This is a genomic window from Brevibacillus sp. FSL K6-0770, assembly GCF_038000275.1.
Taxonomy (GTDB): domain Bacteria; phylum Bacillota; class Bacilli; order Brevibacillales; family Brevibacillaceae; genus Brevibacillus; species Brevibacillus parabrevis.
Genome location: NZ_JBBOBQ010000001.1, coordinates 3,520,803 through 3,539,041, shown reverse-complemented (window position 1 = coordinate 3,539,041; position 18,239 = coordinate 3,520,803). Strand labels below are relative to the sequence as shown.

General features: G+C 49.8%; 20 protein-coding genes and 1 pseudogene. All 21 read left to right on the top strand.

Features of this window, described 5'->3' with window-relative positions:
- Window positions 1-11 precede the first annotated feature (11 nt).
- The 21 genes and pseudogenes from ftsY (at window position 12) to NST23_RS16450 (ending at window position 18,054) form a co-directional block, all read left to right on the top strand.
- The gene (ftsY, locus tag NST23_RS16550) at window positions 12-1,019 is read left to right on the top strand and encodes a signal recognition particle-docking protein FtsY (RefSeq protein ID WP_122965167.1); all 1,008 of its coding nucleotides are present in this window, start codon (window positions 12-14) and stop codon (window positions 1,017-1,019) included.
- 144 nt (window positions 1,020-1,163) lie between these two features.
- Window positions 1,164-1,502, top strand: coding sequence for a putative DNA-binding protein (locus NST23_RS16545; RefSeq protein ID WP_063227670.1), 339 nt, complete (start codon window positions 1,164-1,166; stop codon window positions 1,500-1,502).
- Window positions 1,503-1,512: 10 nt separating this feature from the next.
- Window positions 1,513-2,928 carry a signal recognition particle protein gene (ffh, locus tag NST23_RS16540; protein WP_063227669.1) on the top strand — a complete coding sequence of 472 codons (1,416 nt, stop codon included), beginning with the start codon at window positions 1,513-1,515 and terminating at the stop codon, window positions 2,926-2,928.
- 113 nt (window positions 2,929-3,041) lie between these two features.
- Entirely contained in the window at window positions 3,042-3,314 is a 273-nt protein-coding gene (gene rpsP, locus NST23_RS16535; RefSeq protein ID WP_005834322.1) for a 30S ribosomal protein S16, read from the top strand.
- A 23-nt stretch (window positions 3,315-3,337) separates the two neighbouring features.
- Window positions 3,338-3,565: a KH domain-containing protein gene (locus tag NST23_RS16530; protein WP_005834320.1), complete on the top strand. Its 228-nt coding sequence runs from the start codon at window positions 3,338-3,340 to the stop codon at window positions 3,563-3,565.
- Between the two features lie 101 nt (window positions 3,566-3,666).
- The gene (locus tag NST23_RS16525; RefSeq protein ID WP_063227668.1) at window positions 3,667-4,095 is read left to right on the top strand and encodes a YlqD family protein; all 429 of its coding nucleotides are present in this window, start codon (window positions 3,667-3,669) and stop codon (window positions 4,093-4,095) included.
- Window positions 4,096-4,109: 14 nt separating this feature from the next.
- Window positions 4,110-4,628, top strand: coding sequence for a ribosome maturation factor RimM (rimM, locus tag NST23_RS16520; RefSeq protein WP_340964115.1), 519 nt, complete (start codon window positions 4,110-4,112; stop codon window positions 4,626-4,628).
- 12 nt (window positions 4,629-4,640) lie between these two features.
- The gene (gene trmD / locus NST23_RS16515; protein WP_122965168.1) at window positions 4,641-5,399 is read left to right on the top strand and encodes a tRNA (guanosine(37)-N1)-methyltransferase TrmD; all 759 of its coding nucleotides are present in this window, start codon (window positions 4,641-4,643) and stop codon (window positions 5,397-5,399) included.
- Between the two features lie 159 nt (window positions 5,400-5,558).
- Window positions 5,559-5,906, top strand: a complete 348-nt coding sequence (gene rplS / locus NST23_RS16510) for a 50S ribosomal protein L19 (protein WP_049738740.1) — start codon at window positions 5,559-5,561, stop codon at window positions 5,904-5,906.
- A 91-nt stretch (window positions 5,907-5,997) separates the two neighbouring features.
- A complete protein-coding gene (gene lepB / locus NST23_RS16505) occupies window positions 5,998-6,561 on the top strand; it encodes a signal peptidase I (protein WP_122965169.1) in 564 nt (187 codons plus the stop codon).
- A 29-nt stretch (window positions 6,562-6,590) separates the two neighbouring features.
- On the top strand, window positions 6,591-7,490 hold the full coding sequence (gene ylqF, locus NST23_RS16500) for a ribosome biogenesis GTPase YlqF (protein ID WP_063227664.1): 900 nt from the start codon (window positions 6,591-6,593) through the stop codon (window positions 7,488-7,490).
- Between the two features lie 67 nt (window positions 7,491-7,557).
- Window positions 7,558-8,334, top strand: coding sequence for a ribonuclease HII (locus NST23_RS16495; RefSeq protein ID WP_280648456.1), 777 nt, complete (start codon window positions 7,558-7,560; stop codon window positions 8,332-8,334).
- Between the two features lie 35 nt (window positions 8,335-8,369).
- Window positions 8,370-10,301 carry a hypothetical protein gene (locus NST23_RS16490; protein ID WP_340964112.1) on the top strand — a complete coding sequence of 644 codons (1,932 nt, stop codon included), beginning with the start codon at window positions 8,370-8,372 and terminating at the stop codon, window positions 10,299-10,301.
- Entirely contained in the window at window positions 10,298-10,588 is a 291-nt protein-coding gene (locus NST23_RS16485) for an EscU/YscU/HrcU family type III secretion system export apparatus switch protein (protein WP_122965172.1), read from the top strand. Before NST23_RS16490 ends, NST23_RS16485 begins: the two co-directional genes overlap by 4 nt.
- Entirely contained in the window at window positions 10,585-10,962 is a 378-nt protein-coding gene (locus NST23_RS16480) for a YraN family protein (RefSeq protein ID WP_122965173.1), read from the top strand. The genes NST23_RS16485 and NST23_RS16480 overlap by 4 nt, the downstream gene beginning before the upstream one ends.
- Before the next feature lie 340 nt (window positions 10,963-11,302).
- Window positions 11,303-12,658: an Ig-like domain-containing protein gene (locus NST23_RS16475; protein ID WP_173598886.1), complete on the top strand. Its 1,356-nt coding sequence runs from the start codon at window positions 11,303-11,305 to the stop codon at window positions 12,656-12,658.
- A 93-nt stretch (window positions 12,659-12,751) separates the two neighbouring features.
- On the top strand, window positions 12,752-13,525 hold the full coding sequence (locus tag NST23_RS16470) for a nucleotidyltransferase domain-containing protein (protein WP_217021351.1): 774 nt from the start codon (window positions 12,752-12,754) through the stop codon (window positions 13,523-13,525).
- 141 nt (window positions 13,526-13,666) lie between these two features.
- On the top strand, window positions 13,667-13,858 hold the full coding sequence (locus NST23_RS16465; protein WP_122965176.1) for a hypothetical protein: 192 nt from the start codon (window positions 13,667-13,669) through the stop codon (window positions 13,856-13,858).
- 243 nt (window positions 13,859-14,101) lie between these two features.
- Window positions 14,102-15,757 (top strand): fibronectin type III domain-containing protein, encoded by a 1,656-nt coding sequence (locus NST23_RS16460; protein WP_340964108.1) that lies wholly within the window; start codon window positions 14,102-14,104, stop codon window positions 15,755-15,757.
- A 213-nt stretch (window positions 15,758-15,970) separates the two neighbouring features.
- Window positions 15,971-16,411 (top strand): annotated as a pseudogene (locus tag NST23_RS16455) (IS66 family transposase); the annotation flags it as partial.
- Between the two features lie 95 nt (window positions 16,412-16,506).
- On the top strand, window positions 16,507-18,054 hold the full coding sequence (locus NST23_RS16450) for a YifB family Mg chelatase-like AAA ATPase (protein WP_340964106.1): 1,548 nt from the start codon (window positions 16,507-16,509) through the stop codon (window positions 18,052-18,054).
- Window positions 18,055-18,239: the final 185 nt, after the last annotated feature.

Here is an 18,239-nt window from a genome sequence, read left to right as displayed (position 1 = left end):
GGAAGATGATCATGAGTTTTTTCAAGCGCCTTCGTGACGCGATCGTGCAAAAATCCGAAGAGGTAACGCAAAAGTTTACCGACGGATTGGCGAAAACGAGAGATTTGCTGGTGGAAAAAGTGGAGGACCTCGTCCGCCGCTACAAAAAAATCGACGACGACTTCTTTGATGAACTGGAAGAAATCTTGATCACGTCCGATGTCGGGGTCAACACCGTAATGGAGCTGATCGACGATTTGCGGTCGGAAGTGCGTAAACAAAAAATCGAAAACGCCCTGGACCTGCAACCGATCCTTTCCGAGAAGCTCGTCAACTTGTTGAAAAACGACGAAGCAGCAGACAGCTCTCTCAACATCGAGGACGGACGTCTGAACGTTGTGCTGTTTGTCGGCGTTAACGGCGTGGGCAAAACCACGACCATCGGAAAAATGGCGCACATGTTCAAGCAGCAAGGGAAAAACGTGCTGCTCGCAGCAGGCGATACGTTCCGGGCGGCAGCGATCGAGCAGCTGGAAGTATGGGGAGAGCGCGTCGGTGTCGACGTCATCAAGCAACAGCAAGGCTCCGATCCGGCTGCCGTCATCTACGATGCGATCCAGGCTGCCAAATCGCGCAAAGTCGATGTGCTTTTGTGCGATACGGCTGGACGTCTGCAAAACAAAGTCAATCTTATGGAAGAACTGGCGAAGGTGCACCGCGTTTTGCAGCGCGAACTGCCAGGCGCTCCGCACGAAGTCTTGCTCGTCCTCGACGCGACGACAGGCCAAAACGCGCTGTCCCAGGCGAAAACATTCGGGCAGTCTGCCGGAGTGACCGGACTCGTTCTGACCAAGCTTGACGGAACGGCGAAGGGCGGTATCGTCATCGCGATCCGCAACGAGCTGAACATCCCGGTCAAATACGTCGGTCTGGGCGAGAAGATGGATGACTTGCAAGCATTCGATCCGGAACAGTTTGTACACGCCTTGTTTGCCGGATTGATTCAAAAAGATGAAGCCGAAGAGCAAGAAAACGCGTAATATCATAATGTCTGGAACGTCAAAAAAAGATGTCAACAAAAATGCTTGACACTAGGTGTGGAATTAGGTACTATAATCTACGTGCTGTAAAGAAAAAGCCTTTACAGTTTCGAAACGAGTACCTCACAGCAAAGGATTGGTTTCATGTTAGAAAAGACCAATCAAGTCAATCTCTTGTTTGACTTTTATGCACCGTTACTCAAAGGCAAGCAGCGAGAATATCTGGAGCTGTATTATCTGGATGACTTGTCGCTCGGAGAAATCGCGGAAATGCACGAGGTCAGTCGACAAGCTGTTTACGACCACATCAAGCGGGCGGAAAAGCAGTTGTTCGAATACGACCAGAAGCTTAATCTGGCACATCGCCACGAGAAGCGGATGGAAGTGCTGGCACGAATGAATGAGCTTGTAAATGGGCTTGCAGAGAGCGAGACAAGAGACGAGCTGAATACTTTGCTCCACCAACTGTCAGAGATGGATTAGGAGGGCTCGCATGGCGTTTGAAAGCTTGGCCAATCGGCTGCAAAACGCATTTGACAAACTGCGCGGCAGAGGAAAAATTGACGAAACAGTCGTCAACGAAGCAATGCGGGAAGTTCGCCTTGCCCTGCTGGAAGCAGATGTTAACTTCAAAGTAGTAAAAGACTTCGTCGCTCGCGTCAAAGAGCGCGCAGTCGGCCAGGAAGTCATGAAAAGCCTGACACCAGGTCAAATGGTTATCAAAATCGTGAATGAAGAGCTGGTCGCCCTGATGGGTGGCAACGTCGCTCAATTGACGATGGCGCACCGCCCGCCGACTGTCATCATGATGGCAGGTTTGCAAGGGGCAGGGAAAACGACCACAACTGGTAAGCTGGCCAAGTATTTGCAAAAGCAAAACAAGAAGCCGCTTCTGGTGGCAGCGGACATTTACCGTCCGGCTGCGATCAAGCAGCTGCAAGTTTTGGGGGAGCAGTTGAATGTTCCCGTCTTCTCTCTCGGAGATCAAGTCAGTCCTGTTGATATCGCCCGGCAAGCGATTGAACATGCGAAAACAAACCATCTGGATGTCGTGATTCTCGATACGGCAGGTCGCCTGCACATCGATGAAGCGCTGATGGATGAGTTGAAGCAAATTCGCGAAGTTGCCAAGCCCGATGAGATTTTGCTCGTCGTGGACTCGATGACAGGTCAAGATGCCGTCAATGTAGCGGAGAGCTTCAACAGCCAGCTCGAACTGACTGGCGTGGTTCTCACCAAGCTCGACGGTGATACCCGAGGCGGTGCGGCACTGTCCGTCAAAGCTGTCACTGGAAAGCCGATCAAGTTTGCGGCGATGGGTGAAAAGCTGGATGCGCTCGAACCGTTCCATCCGGATCGCATGGCTTCCCGCATTTTGGGAATGGGAGATGTGCTCAGCCTGATCGAAAAGGCGCAAGCATCTGTGGATGAAGAGAAAGCGCGCGACATGGAGCGCCAGATGCGTCAAGGGGAATTTACCTTCGACATGTTCTTGGATTCCATGCAGCAGTTGCGCAACTTGGGGCCTTTCGAAGACATTCTCGGCATGTTGCCAGGAATGAACAAGATGAAAGGCAAAATGAACGTGGACGAGAAGCAGATTGCCCGCGTGGAGGCAATCGCCAAATCCATGACCAAAGCGGAGCGCGCCAATCCTGATCTGTTGAACGCCAACCGCCGCAAGCGCATTGCAAACGGCAGCGGCACAAGCATTCAGGAAGTGAATCGGTTCATCAAACAATTCGAGGAAATGAAGAAGATGATGAAGCAATTCTCTGGTGCCGCAGACAAAATGGTCAAGAAGTCGAAGAAAAAAGGCGGCTTCGGACTACCGTTCATGGGCAAGGGCGGAGGAAACAACCAAGGCGGCATGAACTTCCCCTTCAATTTCAAACCACCGTTCAAGTAAGCATTGCATGATCTCTTCGCGCCGCTGACTTGTCAGACAGCGCGATGGTTCAGATATAGTAGCACCAACGCAGATGTTCATCTTGCGTTGATCCATACAGGAGGTGACACAACATGGCAGTTAAAATTCGTCTGAAACGCATGGGTTCCAAGAAAGCTCCTTTCTACCGTGTAGTAGTAGCTGACTCCCGTTCCCCTCGCGATGGCCGTTTCATTGAAGAAATCGGTTACTACAACCCGGTTGCTCAACCGGCAGTGGTGAAAATTGATACCGAAAAAGCGGTACAATGGATCCTGAATGGTGCAGCTCCAACTGATACCGTTCGTAACCTTCTCTCCAAAGAAGGCGTGCTCGCAAAAGTACACGAAACCAAATACGGCAAATAAGTCGGTCATCTGGAGGTCTGATGATGAAAGCGCTGGTCGAAACGATCGCTAAAGCTCTCGTCGATCATCCGAATGAGGTTCGTGTGAATGCAGTGGACAAAGAGCGCACTCTCGTCTTTGAATTGTCGGTGCACCCGGATGATATGGGGAAGATTATCGGCAAGCAAGGACGGATCGCCAAAGCCCTGCGCACTGTCGTGATGGCGGCATCCGTAGAAACGGACAAGCGTGTCACGGTTGAGATTGTCTGAGAAAAAGGCTGGGAGCTTTCCCAGTCTTTTTTGGTTGAATAAGAATAGCGAGATGTTTGAATCGATATGGTGGACTGATACGTCGAAAGGAGTGGCAGGGCATGCTCACGATTTTTCGGTCGGTACAAGTCAAACTCATTATGACAGAAGCTTCCCGCGCTGTGCTGATCGACAAGTACAGCAGACAACTGCGCAAGCAGCGAGACGAATGGGAGCAATGGCAATTTCAATCGAAAAAAATATTGGCCGAGGCGAAGAAAAAGTCTGCGGATACATATGCGCTCGCGCAACAAAAGATCGCCCAGGAAGAGCGGCGACGCAAGGAAAAAATCGCCCAAATCTCTTTTTCCCTGCAACAGGCCGAGAGCCTTCCCGAGGGAAGCGAGATGGACTATCAGACCGTGGAAAGTCCTGTTACCATTCAGGAAGGCGATATTTGGGATGAAATCATGGCAGGAACGGAAATCATGATAAAAGACGGACGTGTGCATGAAATTCGGCGGACGCCAGGCCATCGGGCTGAAGAATAGAAGGAGTGGATACGGTGAGCAACCAAAAGTTTTATACGGTGGGCAAGCTGGTCAATACGCACGGGCTCAAGGGAGAAGTACGTGTCACCTCAACAACTGATTTCCCTGATCAACGGTTTCGCAAAGGAAACGAGCTGTTTTTGTTCCATGCCTCTCTCTCTGCGCCGTTGAAACTGAAAATCGAGACCCGTCGCGCCCATAAAGACTTTGAGATTTTGAGTTTCCAAGGCTACTCCCACATTAACGATATCGAAAAATACAAGGGCGGAGAGCTGAAAATCCCGGAAGAAGCTTTGATGGAGCTGGAAGATGACGAGTTTTACATCCATCAGCTGATCGGTTGCGAGGTTGTCACGGACGAAGAGGAAGCGCTCGGCAAAATCGTCGATGTGATGCAGCCGGGAGCCAACGATGTGTGGGTCGTAAAAGGGCAGCGTGGCGAGATTTTGCTGCCGTTTATCGATGAGTGCATCAAAGAAGTGGACATTGCAAACAAACGCGTGGTCTGCCATCTGATGGAAGGCTTGTTGTAGGAGGTACTTCGGATGCGGATCGACATTTTTACGCTGTTTCCCGAAATGTTTGCGGGCGTCTTGTCCAGCAGCATTTTGGGAAAAGCTCGCGAGAAGGAACTGGTTGACTTTCAGGTCACCAACTTTCGCGATTTTTCCGAGAGCAAGCACGGTACAGTCGACGATACGCCGTACGGCGGCGGCGGGGGAATGGTGCTCAAGCCTGAGCCGTTGTTTCGGGCGGTAGAGGCTCTGCCAGGGGGCAAGAAGCCGCGCGTCATCCTCATGTGCCCGCAAGGTGTGACGTACAACCAGAGCCTCGCTGAGGAGCTGGCGCAGGAGGAGCATCTTGTGTTCATTTGCGGTCATTACGAAGGATATGATGAACGCATTCGCGAGCATCTGGTCACGGATGAGATTTCGATTGGCGATTATGTGCTGACAGGCGGCGAGCTGGCAGCAATGGTGGTGATCGACAGTGTCGTTCGCTTGCAGCCGGGCGCTCTCGGCAACCAGACGTCTGCTGTCGAGGATTCGTTTTCCACCGGGCTGCTCGAATATCCGCACTACACGCGGCCAGCCGAGTTTCGCGGCTGGAAGGTGCCAGATATATTGCTGTCCGGTCATCACGCCAACATCGAGCGCTGGCGCTTGAAGGAATCACTGCGCAGAACGAAGGCGCGCCGACCCGACTTGCTTTCGAAGCTTGAGCTGACTGGTGAAATGAAAAAGCTTTTAGCCGAGCTGGAGCGGGAACAGGGGCAGGAGAAAAGCGCAGAGGAAAAAAGTTAGAACGGGCCTTGTAGTTTAGCGCCTACTGTGTTAATATACTTCTTGTGGCAATTTTGCCCGCTGACTAAGGCGGTCCGCTACTCGTGACTCGGCTCCACTGGATGACCGAGACCATTTGGCAAGACGAGTAAGAACGTCTATCGGAAGGAGGGAATTTAAATGAACCAAGTTATCCGTGAATTGGAAAAAGAGCAATTGAAACAGGATATTCCTGCGTTCCGACCTGGTGACACTGTTCGTGTACACGTTAAGGTTATCGAGGGTCAGCGTGAGCGTATTCAGCTGTTCGAAGGCGTAGTTATTCGCCGTCGCGGTACAGGTGTCAGCGAAACATTTACTGCTCGTAAGATTTCTTACGGCGTAGGTGTTGAGCGTACGTTCCCAGTACACACGCCTAAGATCGACAAGATCGAAATCGTGCGTCATGGTAAAGTACGTCGTGCGAAACTGTACTATCTGCGCGATCGCGTAGGTAAAGCAGCTCGTATTAAAGAAATTCGTCGATAAGCGAAACGCTTAAAAAGGGGACTGGTCTGCTTGCCAGGCCTCTTTTTTCCATTTACAGGGTTGGACGAGCTATCTTGGGAGGGCGTAAGTGATGAGCGAAGAAGTAGCCTCCAGTCGCACGAAGAAAAATGAGCTATGGGAATGGACGAAGGCGCTCGGGATTGCCTTGATTCTCGCCTTTCTCATTCGTACCTTTTTGTTCGCTCCGTTTATTGTCGAGGGCGAGTCCATGGAAACGACGTTACATAACAGCGAGAAACTGGTCGTAAACAAGGCCATCTACTATTTGCAAGAGCCGAAGCCGGGAGATATTATCGTGTTTCATGCAGAGAAGACGCGCGATTACATCAAACGCGTCATCGCTGTAGCGGGCGATACCGTCGAAGTGAAAGGCGATCAGCTGTACATAAACGGCAAATTGGTTGAAGAACCATATCTTGCACAACATAAAGAACAAGCGAAACAACAGGGCGAGCCGTTTTTCACAAACGATTTTTCCCCTGTAGCGATACCTGCGGGTCACATTTTTGTGATGGGCGACAATCGGCTCAACAGCCATGACAGCAGGGCGATTGGTCCTGTCGCTGTCAGCACGGTAGTGGGCAGAGCGGAGTTTACGTTTTGGCCGTTCGCAAGTATTCGCATGACGAGATAAAAGCATAGCTTCAAGGTAGGTGAGACAACATGACGATCCAATGGTTTCCCGGGCATATGGCGAAGGCTCGCCGGCAAGTTACGGAAAAGCTGAAATTGATTGATGTGGTTATCGAGCTTCTGGATGCGCGGCTGCCTCTTTCCAGTCGGAATCCGATGATTGATGAGATTGTCAGTGACAAGCCGCGATTGATTTTGCTGAACAAGGCCGATTTGGCGGATGAAAAAGCTACAGACGAATGGATTTCTTACTTCCGCAAGCAAGGCATCCGCACGTTGCCGATCGACGCTTTGAGCGGAAAAGGCGTGAACAAGCTGCCAGAGCTGTGCAAGGAGCTGGCGGCCGAGATGCTGGCGAAGCGCAGTGAACGCGGCATGCAGGGACGCGCGATTCGCATCATGATTTTAGGAATCCCCAACGTAGGAAAATCTTCGTTGATCAACCGACTGTCCAAGCGTTCTGTAGCGGCGACCGGCGATCGTCCGGCTGTCACGAAGGCGCAGCAGTGGGTGAAGATGGGCGACACGCTGGAACTTCTCGATACACCGGGAATTTTGTGGCCCAAGTTCGAAGATCAGATGGTCGGACTGCGGTTGGCAGCAAGTGGCGCGATCAAGGATGAACTGATCGACTTCACAGAAGTGGCTCTGTTCGTCATCGCCTATATGATGCATTATTATCCAGAGCGTTTGCTTGAGCGCTTCAAGCTGAAGGAACTGCCGGAAGACCGCGTCTCCATGCTGGAGGAAGTCGGAAAAAAACGCGGTTGCCTTATCTCTGGCGGCAACATCGACTACGATAAAGCAGCCGAAATCTTTTTGCGAGAGCTGCGCTCAGGGAAGCTCGGCCCGATTTCCGTGGAACGTCCGATCGATTGGGAGATGGACGAGCCGATCGGAAAGCCGCTGTCACTGACGGATCACGATTGACGTACACGAAAACCTGTCTATCCATAGATGATAGACGGTTTTTTTCGTAAGAAGGAGAAATGAGTCAATGAACCTGGCAGATATGTCGATAAAAGAAATACGAATGGCGATCGAAAAGTTGGACGAGATATCCAATGATTTTTTACAATGTTTACAAGCAGATAAACGGGCAGGTGTTCAGGCGCTGGCCAAGCAGGCAGAAGCGGCGATGGCGCGTCGGGCCAAGCTCGCGCAAATGTGGACAGAGATGACGGCATACGAGCGTGCGCTGCACGAAAAAGGATATTCACACGTGTTTGGAGTGGATGAGGTGGGCAGAGGGCCGCTGGCAGGACCTGTAGTCGCAAGCTGCGTTTGCTTGCCGCCCGATTTTTATTTGCCAGGCTTGAACGATTCCAAAAAAGTTCCGGTAGCTGCGCGCGAAGCTTTTTACGAAGTGATCATGCGGGATGCCGTTGCGGTCGGAATCGGTATTGTCGATGCCGCCCGCATTGATGCCATCAATATTTTGGCCGCTACGAAGGAAGCGATGAAGGCCGCAATCGAGGATGCCGGAGTACCTGCTGACGTGCTGTTGATCGATGCTGTACAACTGAATGATGTCGCGTGCAAGCAAATTCCGATCATTGGCGGAGATGCGAAAAGCGTCTCGATTGCAGCAGCCTCCATCGTGGCGAAAGTGACCAGAGACAGAATGATGGCGGAATACGCCAAACAGTATCCGCAGTATGGCTTCGACAAAAATGCCGGCTACGGCACAGCGGAGCATTTGGCTGCGATTGCTACATACGGGCCAACCCCTCTTCACCGCGTGACATTTACCGGGGTGAAAGAGCACGCCTAACGACTACCGAGCGCTTTCCAGAGGAGGAGAAGTGTATGTTTTCCCCGTCGCAACTTATATCATCCCTTGTGCAAAAGACTCCTTCCGCCACAGTCAAGCCGGTGGAGCTGACGCCAGGACAAGTATTCAAAGGAACCGTCGTCAAGCATTATCCCGATCAAATGGCGCTGGTTCAGATCGGTGGAATGCAGGTCCAGGCAAAGCTGGAAGCGAATCTCGAAGCGGGTCAAAAGGCATGGCTGCAAGTACAGCCTTCGACAGGAGTCGTAACCTTGAAGGTACTGGATACGCCTGTCGAGGCACCTGGCAAGGAAGCTTCTCTGGAGAACTTGATGCGGTCGCTCGGGATTACGGAGACAAAAGAGAGCAAAGCGATTGTCCAAGCGCTGGTAAATGCCAATTTGCCTGTCACCAAGGAAGTCGTTCAGGCATTTTCGCAAGTGACGCAGCGCATCGGGATGGATGACAGTACAGTAGATGCGTTTCTTTTGGCAATGAAACGAAATTTGCCGCTCACACCAGATTCGGTTGCGGGTTTGAAGGCTTTTATGTCCGGCAAACCGCTGGGGCAGACGATCCAAAATTTCTTGCAGCAAGCCGCGATGTTTTTGGGCGAGGAGGCAAGTGGCGAGCACAAACTGCCGGGCCAGACGGCTCCTATGGGGCAGGCTCAATCAGCAGGAGTGACGAGTGCGGATATTCGTCAAGTGGTCAGCCAGTTGAAGGAAAAGCTGACGGCGCTGCCTTTGCTGGTAGCGGCTGGAGAGAACGGAGAGGCTGGGGCTGGCTCCAAACCAGTGACGGAGGGTGGAGTAGCGAGCCCAGGGGGACAGCAGGCTGCCGGAAGCAATGCCAGTCAAAATGCGCCACAGACCATTATCGCGAATCCGCAGACAAAAGCGCCCACTGGCGGCTCTGCTCCAGCTGCAGGCGCACTGAATACAGCGACAGGACAAGCTTTGACAGGGCAAGGGGCTGATCGTGCCGTTGCCCAAACCAATTTGCCCGGCGCTACGCAAGCTCTCGTGGCAAGGGAGAAGACGGTTGCTCCCGACGGTTCTCCTGCTGTTCGACAAACGACTGCTGCTGTAGCCCCATCCGTACAGCCGGGAACGCCGAACAATGGAGGCACGGCACTGGCTGGAGCGACTGGCAACAGTCAGATGTCTGGTGTGCCACATGTACAAGCGGCGAATCCGGGACAAACGGCCGGACTTTCTCCTATTGACAAGCAAGCCGTTGCGACGGCAAGCGGTCAGTCGACCTCTGCGCTTGTCCAGCCAGCCGTGGCGGCAAATGTATCCGGTGCAGCATCCTCCAATCCGCTCGTGGAACTGTTCCGACACCTCGGGATTAACCACGAACGCGGGCTGATGGGTCAGGCACTGGGCCAACAGCAGACAGATGCAGGGACGCACAAGCAGATCGAGACAGTGAAATCGTTGCTTTTGCAGATCAACCAGGCTCCCGCACAGTCAGTGCCCGCTGCGCTTCGCGAGGCAGCTGATCAATTGTTGCAACAAGTAACCGGACAACAACTGATGATGGTTCAGCCAAGCAACCAGGCACTGTCCCAGATCGTGCTGCAAATTCCGATTCGCCAGGCAGAAGGGGAAGAGACCGCTTTTGTCCAAATCGAATCGAAGAAGCAGGGAAGTGGAAAGCTGGACCCGGAAAATTGCCGACTGTTTTTCCACCTGGAGCTGAAAGGCATGGGAACGACGATGATTGACGTCGGGATCGTCAATCGGATTGTGAACCTGCAAATCTTCAATGACTCCCCTTGGCTGGAGGCACTGGCTCAAGGCACAAAGGATCGGTTTGCCCAACAGTTGAACGATGTAGGCTATCATCTGTCCGCCATGCGAATCCAGCCTGTTCCTGACAGGCAAAGCAAGCCAGCAGGAAGCAGTCAGGCGAAAGGGGCCCTATTTGCCGACTACAGAGGGATGGATGTGCGCGTATGAACCAATCCCCCAACCATGAAAACAAGCGGAAACAGGCTGTCGCTCTCAAATACCAGGCAGGTGTAATGGAAGCGCCTAAAGTAGTGGCAAAAGGAAAGGGCTTCGTTGCCGAAAACATCCTGAAAACAGCCAAAGAGAACGATATCCCGATCCAGGAGGACCCTTCCTTGGTAGAAGTGCTGGGAAAGCTTGATCTCGATCAGCAAATCCCTCCCGAGCTGTATCAGGTTGTAGCGGAGATTCTAGCCTTTGTGTATCGGCTTGACAAGGGAGGCGCAAAAGGATGAGCGATCGCCGCAGGCTTCTCGGACAAAAAGGCGAGCAGCTGGCGATGCGTTATCTGGCGCAAAAAGGGTATCGGATCGTCGAGCAAAATACCCGGACGAAACAAGGCGAGATCGACCTGATTGTCCAAGACGACAAGACGCTCGTCTTTGTAGAGGTGCGCACGCGGAGCAGCTGGGCCTTTGGAACTGCGGCTGAGTCCGTGACGTGGAAAAAGAAGCAAAAGCTGCGACAGCTGGCGATGGCGTACATACAGGCCCAGCAGCAGCCGATCGCTTCTTTCCGCTTTGATGTCGTCGCGATTTTTCACCCTGGCGGCAACGACCGAAGCGAGCCGTCAGAGCCAGTAATTGAGCATTTTATGAATGCCTTTTAAAAAACGGGCTCCGGGCCACCCTGTTTTATGGGGATATGTCTACAGCAACCGTTGCATTGCCAGCGTACTATGTACTGTACTCGACGCGATGAAACTCCTCCAAGCATCATCATTCGCCTTCCAGGCATAGGCTGGAAGGCATTTTTTCTTTTCGCGGGCAAATGGCTCATCGAAAATGTGCCGATACATATAGGGAGCAACGACTTCTCCACAGACCCCTCGTCAAATAAAAGTTTTTTTGAAAAACAAATGTTTTTCTAAAAAACGTATGATTTTGATGTGACATTTTTCCAACTCGTGCGTCTTATTTGATGAAGGAAACAAAGTGGAGGGTAAAAAGATGAAAATGAAAACAATGAAAAACATTTCTCTCGCTGTAGCGACCATTTTTACGGTTCAGCTGTCTGTGACAGGCATCGCTTCCGCACAAGTATCGGCTCCGCAAGCTGTGAACAGCAGCTATGTGGCAAAAGCATCGGAAAAAGGCTTTGAGGCAAGCTCGTATTATGCAGAAGTGACTATCGGTCAACCATACAAGCTGAAGCTGACTTACAATGGACAACCACTGGACGGAGCGCTTGTTGCTTGGACAACTTCGAACAGCAAGCTTGCGACAGTCCATAATGGCATCGTGTCCGGCTACAAAGAAGGAACGGTTATCATTACAGGACGATACAATGGCGAATCCATTCGTATCCGTGCGTCGGTATCCAAAGAGCCAACATTGGATGCTTCCAGCTCATCTGTCAGCATTCGAAAAGGACAACAACAAACCATCACTTTAAAATACAACAACAAAACCATTGACGGAATCGATGCAAGCTGGTCTTCTTCCAACGAATCTGTGGCAACCGTAAAAAGAGGCGTTGTTACCGCAAAAGCAAGCGGAACGACAGTCATCACTGCCACCTATAAAGGAAAAAGCGTCGACATTAGCGTAAAAGTAACGGCGAATCAATCTGGCAAGCTGGAAGCCAGCGAGTCCAAAATTTCATTGAAAAAAGGCGAGCGTCAATCGATCAAGCTTACTTATGAGGATGAAAAGCTGGCTGGCTCCAAAGCGGAATGGAAGTCTTCCAAGACCTCTGTAGCTACGGTTGACGACGATGGCGTAATCACAGCCAAAGGCAAAGGAACAGCAACGGTTACAGCAGAATACAAGGGCTATAAAATCGAGATTGAAGTAAAAGTTGACAGTGGTGACGAGTCTGGCGACCTGGAAGCTAGCGAAACCAAGCTCAAAATGAAAAAAGGCGAAGAGGAAACCATTACTCTCCGCTATGACGGCGAAAAAATCAAAGGAAACAAAGCTGAGTGGAAATCTTCCAAATCCTCTGTAGCTTCTGTTGATGATGATGGCACGATCACTGCTAAAAACAAAGGAACAGCGACTATCACTGCGAGCTACAAAGGCGAAGAAGTGAAAATCGAGGTTACTGTTGGCACAAAAAGCGGCAGCGATTTGCTGGAGGCAGACGACACCAGCTTGAGCCTGAAAAAAGGCGACAAAGAAACGATTACGCTGAAATATGACGGCAAAAAGCTCGTTGGTTCGAAAGCTAGCTGGAGTACTTCCAAGTCTTCGGTAGCTACTGTATCCAATAGCGGAAAAGTAACAGCGAAAGCAAAAGGAACAGCAACGATTACTGCTTCGTACAAAGGCGAAGAAGTTGAAATTAAAGTAACTGTAAAATAACAGCCAAAAAAAGCTCGCTGGATCAAAGCTTGACGATTCAGCGGGCTTTTTGCATCATCATATCTAAATGAAGAGCAGTAGGGGGGAAGGACGATGAAGGAAGTCATCCAGCAAAAGCTGGCGGAGATGGAAAGAGAACATGCGCTGAAAATATTGTTTGCTGTCGAGTCCGGGAGCCGGGCCTGGGGTTTCCCGTCGCAGGATAGCGACTATGACGTGCGCTTTGTCTATATTCACAGGCCGGAGTGGTATTTATCGATCGACGACAAGCGAGATGTTCTGGAGCTGCCGATTGATGAAGTCTTGGATATAAACGGCTGGGACATTCGAAAAGCGCTCAAGCTGTTTCGCAAATCGAATCCGGCGCTGCAAGAATGGCTCGCTTCCGAAATCGTTTATCAGGATGACCTCGGTTTCCGTGATGAGCTTATTCGTCTGAGCAGCGATTTGTTTTCACCGAAGACAGCCATGCACCATTACTTGAGCATGGCAAGCGGGAATTACCGAAAAGATTTGCAAGGAGATCATGTAAAAAGTAAAAAATATTTTTATGTGCTGCGTCCGCTCCTCGCTTGCGAATGGATCAAACAAAACAAAACGAATCCGCCGCTCCTGTTTCAACAGTTGGTATCCGAGATGGTGAGCGATTCGGCCTTGAAGCGGGAAATCGATGAGTTATTGCGCAGAAAAATGGCGGGAGATGAGCTTCGGATGGAACCGCGAATCGACGTCATTCACGAGTATATTGAGGGCAGCTTGGAGAGACTGACGAAAGATGCCAAGGAGTTTACAGACCGTCAGCAAGACTGTACGCCTGTGCTCGATAGTGTGTTTCGGCGCTATTTGCAAACAGCTTGGCACACGTAGTGAGAACGTCCAATGACGTCAGGGGAGAAGCACGTTCCATCCATTGTCGCTGTCGATACTCCGCCATTTATTTGGTATAATGCCGTTGTATATACGTTCTTGGCGCTACTATCATTTTTATCGTAAAGTGAGGATTTTCACATGAAGAAAAAGCTTGTACTTGTATTGGACGTGGAGAAAGCGGAAAAAATCGATATGCAACAGCTTGCCGACTCGATGTCGCAAGCGATTCAAAACGTGGACGGCATCGTGCTGCACGATCTCGTGATGTTTGACAACGACGAGAACAACGCGGACAAGCTGATTGCCAACATGAAAAAAGAGCTTTCCTGAGAGGCGCGGTCAACTCTCACAACGCAATGCGTTCCAACGATAATGAATCGAATTTGCAATTATGGGTTAGCCAAAAAGACTTGCCGATCAGGGGCAGGTCTTTTTTTGGTCTGTTTCAAGTTTCCTCACGTGAGCACGGCTCCTCGTGCCTTCCAAGTAAGCGTCAAATCTACCCCACCTGTTCCTGAAAAACAGAGTCTGTCACAATGAATTAATCATCATTCAGGAGAGGATCGATTCAGCATGGAAGAAACCCTACAGCAAATATGGGTCAAACGAACCGTGTCTGATCATGAAAGCTTGGTGTGCCGAGCAGTGGAGAACATGCAACAAACAAGACATTCCTCCATAAAATGGGAGTCTTTTGTTAATCAGCTGCAAGTTTTACAAGAATTTCACAAATTTTTTAGTGGATATTACCAATATATCCTACATTATGCATTATTTGTTTTGTTTTTTCCTTTTTTCTCCGTTATAGTAACTATTAGTATTTGGGCCTATGTACTTACTCTTTTTATAATTTTGGAGGGACTTATGAAATTGGTTACTAAGTTTCTAACTTTTGTTTTTGCTTTTGCCCTATTCTTTACTGGGCAGAATCTTGCATTCGCTGAAGATCAATATACGGACAATTTAATTCCTAAAATGACTTCCGAATCTACACCAGAAGGAAAAGTAGAGGTAAGTTCAACCTATAGTAGAGATAATGGTGCTGTAACTGCTCATGGCTTTTATGCATTTGATAGAGAATTAAGTAGTGGGTGGCAAAGTGTTAATGGTCAACCTATGCCACAATGGATTTCATACGAATTTACAACACCTAAAAAAATTAGTACGTACACCATTCAATTACGTTATACTGTAGGGAGACCTAAAAGTTGGATTTTCCAAGGATGGGATGGACAAAATTGGGTAGATTTAGATTCTGTTTCAAAAAGCACAGATGATTGGAGTTCAAACCTTACAAAACAATCATTTGCATTTTCTAATGACAATGAATATAAAAAATATAGATTGTATATTACGGAAACTTTTCTGAATAAGACATTTGTAGATATTATGAATATAGAAATGATGGCGAAAATCTCCACTCCTACTCTTCCAGGCACACCGAGTAATTTAACTGGTACAGCAGGCAATGCTAAAAACATCGTATCTTGGAATGCAGCCAACGGAGCAACGATCTACAATCTGAAACGTGCAACGACAGCCGGAGGACCTTACAATACGATAAGCACTAATCTCACGGATACAACATATACGGATACAGGAGTTACAAATGGAACTACCTACTACTATGTGGTATCTGCTGTGAATGGAGATGGTGAAAGTGGCAACTCTAATGAGGTTGCATTAACGCCACAAGAAGACATTGTTCTTCCGGATACTCCAACTTTGACAGGAACTGCCGGAAATCTTAAAAACAATCTTTCCTGGTCTTCTGTTAGCGGAGCAGACAGCTATAATCTCAAACGCTCTACAACTCCAGGTGGTCCCTATACGACCATTGCCAACAATCTAACCTCGAAAGATTATACAGATACAGCAGTTACAAACGGAACCACTTATTATTATGTAGTGACCTTAGTCAACAAAGACGGAGAAAGTGGAAATTCAAATGAAGTAGCTCTGACACCGAAAGATGGAACAGACCCACATCCAACAGGTGACCGAGCTCTCCTCGTCATTACCATGTTAGATGGCAACATCAAGGAATATGACCTCACTATCAACCAAGTAAATGATTTCATTAGTTGGTTTGAGGATCAGGCTGATAGAAACGGAAACAGAGCATACATTTTTACAAAGAATTTCAATATGGGTCCATTCACAAGCATAAAGGAATACATTGCCTTCAGTAAAATTCAGTCCTTCGAAGTGAAACAGTATAGTAAATAAAAATAGGCCCTCCCCGGATTAATGATCCGTCAGGAGGGCTGTTTTCATTCGTATTTCTGAAATCCCTTTGTATCCTTCCACATATTATCGAACTGCTCCGCAAATGCCTTTGCTATCTTTTCATCGGATAACATGACTCACTCGAACAGCTACGTCTCGTTTTTTTGCATCCTAGATTGCCTGCACAATGTCCGGGTACGTAAGGCTGTAGATAGCAATCCCGTGTTAGATGCTTACCACGCATGGCTGTACCAGCAGAGGGTCCGGACCATGCCCAAAAGTCTGATTGGTTAGGCAATCGCCTATAGCCTGAACCAGTGAGAAAAACTAACGGCTTTTTTGAAGGACGGACGTCTGGAATTAGACAACAACCGCAGTGAACGTTCGATCGAGCCATTTGTGATCGGGCGCAAAAACTGGCTGTTTGCGAATACTCCACGGGGAGCAGTGGCAAGCGCTACTATTTACAGTGTAATCGAGACGGCGAAAGAAAATGGACTGCATCTGTTCCGATACCTTCAGTACCTGTTCGAACAATTGCCGCAGCTTTCGGATATTCATGAGGTGAAGGAGCAGGATGCCGTGATCAACTTCGTTGCCGGATACCTGCCGTGTTCCTTAATCTTCATCTATCATGCTCTGGCTCCCATCTGACTACTAGGTGGGGTCTATTTGACGTTCACACTTCCAATAAACTTGCCCACCCCCACTTTCTTTTCCTACTCTTAAAAGGGAAGGGGGAGAGAAACATGTACGCATGCAGTTATTCTGGAACGGTTTTCGGAATTGATGGAATGGTGGTAACGGTAGAAACGGATATCGCCAACGGATTGCCGCAGTTCGATCTGGTCGGGCTTGGCGGATCAGCGGTTAAGGAAGCGCGCGATCGTGTGCGCGCTGCTTTGCGAAATGCAGGCTATGAGTATCCGATGCAGCGAATTACCGTCAATCTGGCACCAGCGGATCAGCGCAAGGAAGGCTCAGGCTTCGATCTTGCCATTGCGCTGGGAATTTTGCTTGCATCGAAACAACTCGCATCCAGACCAGAACGTATTCTCGTCCTCGGAGAGCTGGCACTCGACGGCTCTTTGCGCTCTGTCTCCGGCGTTCTTCCTATCCTGCTGGAAGCGAAAAAGACAGGCTTTACCCACGTCATCCTGCCGCAGACCAACGCAGCAGAAGCACGGCTTGTCGATATGATCGTCTTGCCAGCTGGCAATTTAACGGAAGCCGTCCATTACTGGAAAGAAGGACTCCAGCCGCAAAATCGGCAAGAAACAGCAGAACAACCAGCAACCTTCCGCAACATTTCCCATTCCAATCACGCTCCCGATTTATCCCATGTTTATGGTCAGCAATTCGTCAAACGCGGCTTGGAAATTGCGGCAGCAGGCTTTCATAACGTGATTTTGGTCGGTCCACCTGGCTGTGGCAAGACACTGCTGGCCAACTGCTTGCCGGGCATCATGCCCAAGATGACGATGGATGAATCGTACGAGGTGACGAAAATATACAGTATCGCAGGCCATCTTACGCGCGAGGGCGGACTGATTGAAGAACGGCCGTTTCGCGCTCCCCACCATACGATTACCGCAACAGCTTTGATTGGCGGCGGGGCGCAAATCCCCCGACCCGGTGAATGCAGCCTGTCTCACGGCGGAATCTTGTTTCTGGATGAAATGCCGGAGTTCTCCCGGCATGTCCTCGAAGTGCTGCGCCAGCCATTGGAAGCGGGCAAGGTTACGATTGGACGAGCCAAGCAGGTGTTTACGTTTCCGGCCCAATTTTTGTTGATCGGCTCATGCAATCCTTGTCCATGCGGATTTTTTGCTGTCAGGGAAAAACAAGTATGCTCTTGTTCGCCCCAGCAAATACACAAGTACCGTTCCAAGCTGTCAGGGCCGTTGCTCGACCGGATTGATTTGCACATAGAGGTGCCGCGTGTACCTGTTCAACTGCTGCACAATCGAAAAGCCGAAGAAACGTCGAAAGATATTCGGGCCAGAGTTGAACAGGCGCGCGCCATTCAGTGCGAAAGGTATCGGCACCGACCGGGAAATCCTTTTAACAGCATGATGAATGCGGAAGAACTGCGGAATTTTGCCAGGCTGGACAAAGAAGGCCAAGAGATGTTGCAGCTCGCTTTTGAGACATTGGGATTAAGTGCGAGAGCCTACGACAGAATCGTCAAAGTAGCGCGAACGATCGCTGACCTGGATGGTTCCTCACACATTGATGCAGCGCATGTCGCGGAGGCGATCCGGTACAGGGCGCTGGACAGGGGAGTGCCGCTTTAACCTGCTAGAGCGGGTTGTTTGGCTGGCATGGCTGCTTTTAAAAAAAGAGGCAAGAGCAGAAACCGAAGCTGAAACTGTAACCCTAACTCTAACTGTAACGCAGGAAGCAGGAAGCGAGACTATTCAACATGCTAATAACACCAGTCCTATAGAACGCGCGTGCGTGTTTATCAAGTGTCAGTTTC

What these genes read in the sequence shown, in the direction of transcription:
- NST23_RS16525 (WP_063227668.1), top strand. Translation starts at nt 3,667, where the DNA reads ATGCTCACGATTTTTCGGTCGGTACAAGTCAAACTCATTATGACAGAA.
- ftsY (WP_122965167.1), top strand. Translation starts at nt 12, where the DNA reads ATGAGTTTTTTCAAGCGCCTTCGTGACGCGATCGTGCAAAAATCCGAA.
- NST23_RS16495 (WP_280648456.1), top strand. Translation starts at nt 7,558, where the DNA reads ATGAACCTGGCAGATATGTCGATAAAAGAAATACGAATGGCGATCGAA.
- rpsP (WP_005834322.1), top strand. Translation starts at nt 3,042, where the DNA reads ATGGCAGTTAAAATTCGTCTGAAACGCATGGGTTCCAAGAAAGCTCCT.
- trmD (WP_122965168.1), top strand. Translation starts at nt 4,641, where the DNA reads ATGCGGATCGACATTTTTACGCTGTTTCCCGAAATGTTTGCGGGCGTC.
- NST23_RS16530 (WP_005834320.1), top strand. Translation starts at nt 3,338, where the DNA reads ATGAAAGCGCTGGTCGAAACGATCGCTAAAGCTCTCGTCGATCATCCG.
- NST23_RS16465 (WP_122965176.1), top strand. Translation starts at nt 13,667, where the DNA reads ATGAAGAAAAAGCTTGTACTTGTATTGGACGTGGAGAAAGCGGAAAAA.
- NST23_RS16485 (WP_122965172.1), top strand. Translation starts at nt 10,298, where the DNA reads ATGAACCAATCCCCCAACCATGAAAACAAGCGGAAACAGGCTGTCGCT.
- NST23_RS16480 (WP_122965173.1), top strand. Translation starts at nt 10,585, where the DNA reads ATGAGCGATCGCCGCAGGCTTCTCGGACAAAAAGGCGAGCAGCTGGCG.
- NST23_RS16460 (WP_340964108.1), top strand. Translation starts at nt 14,102, where the DNA reads ATGGAAGAAACCCTACAGCAAATATGGGTCAAACGAACCGTGTCTGAT.
- ffh (WP_063227669.1), top strand. Translation starts at nt 1,513, where the DNA reads ATGGCGTTTGAAAGCTTGGCCAATCGGCTGCAAAACGCATTTGACAAA.
- NST23_RS16545 (WP_063227670.1), top strand. Translation starts at nt 1,164, where the DNA reads ATGTTAGAAAAGACCAATCAAGTCAATCTCTTGTTTGACTTTTATGCA.
- ylqF (WP_063227664.1), top strand. Translation starts at nt 6,591, where the DNA reads ATGACGATCCAATGGTTTCCCGGGCATATGGCGAAGGCTCGCCGGCAA.
- lepB (WP_122965169.1), top strand. Translation starts at nt 5,998, where the DNA reads ATGAGCGAAGAAGTAGCCTCCAGTCGCACGAAGAAAAATGAGCTATGG.
- NST23_RS16450 (WP_340964106.1), top strand. Translation starts at nt 16,507, where the DNA reads ATGTACGCATGCAGTTATTCTGGAACGGTTTTCGGAATTGATGGAATG.
- NST23_RS16470 (WP_217021351.1), top strand. Translation starts at nt 12,752, where the DNA reads ATGAAGGAAGTCATCCAGCAAAAGCTGGCGGAGATGGAAAGAGAACAT.
- NST23_RS16475 (WP_173598886.1), top strand. Translation starts at nt 11,303, where the DNA reads ATGAAAATGAAAACAATGAAAAACATTTCTCTCGCTGTAGCGACCATT.
- NST23_RS16490 (WP_340964112.1), top strand. Translation starts at nt 8,370, where the DNA reads ATGTTTTCCCCGTCGCAACTTATATCATCCCTTGTGCAAAAGACTCCT.
- rplS (WP_049738740.1), top strand. Translation starts at nt 5,559, where the DNA reads ATGAACCAAGTTATCCGTGAATTGGAAAAAGAGCAATTGAAACAGGAT.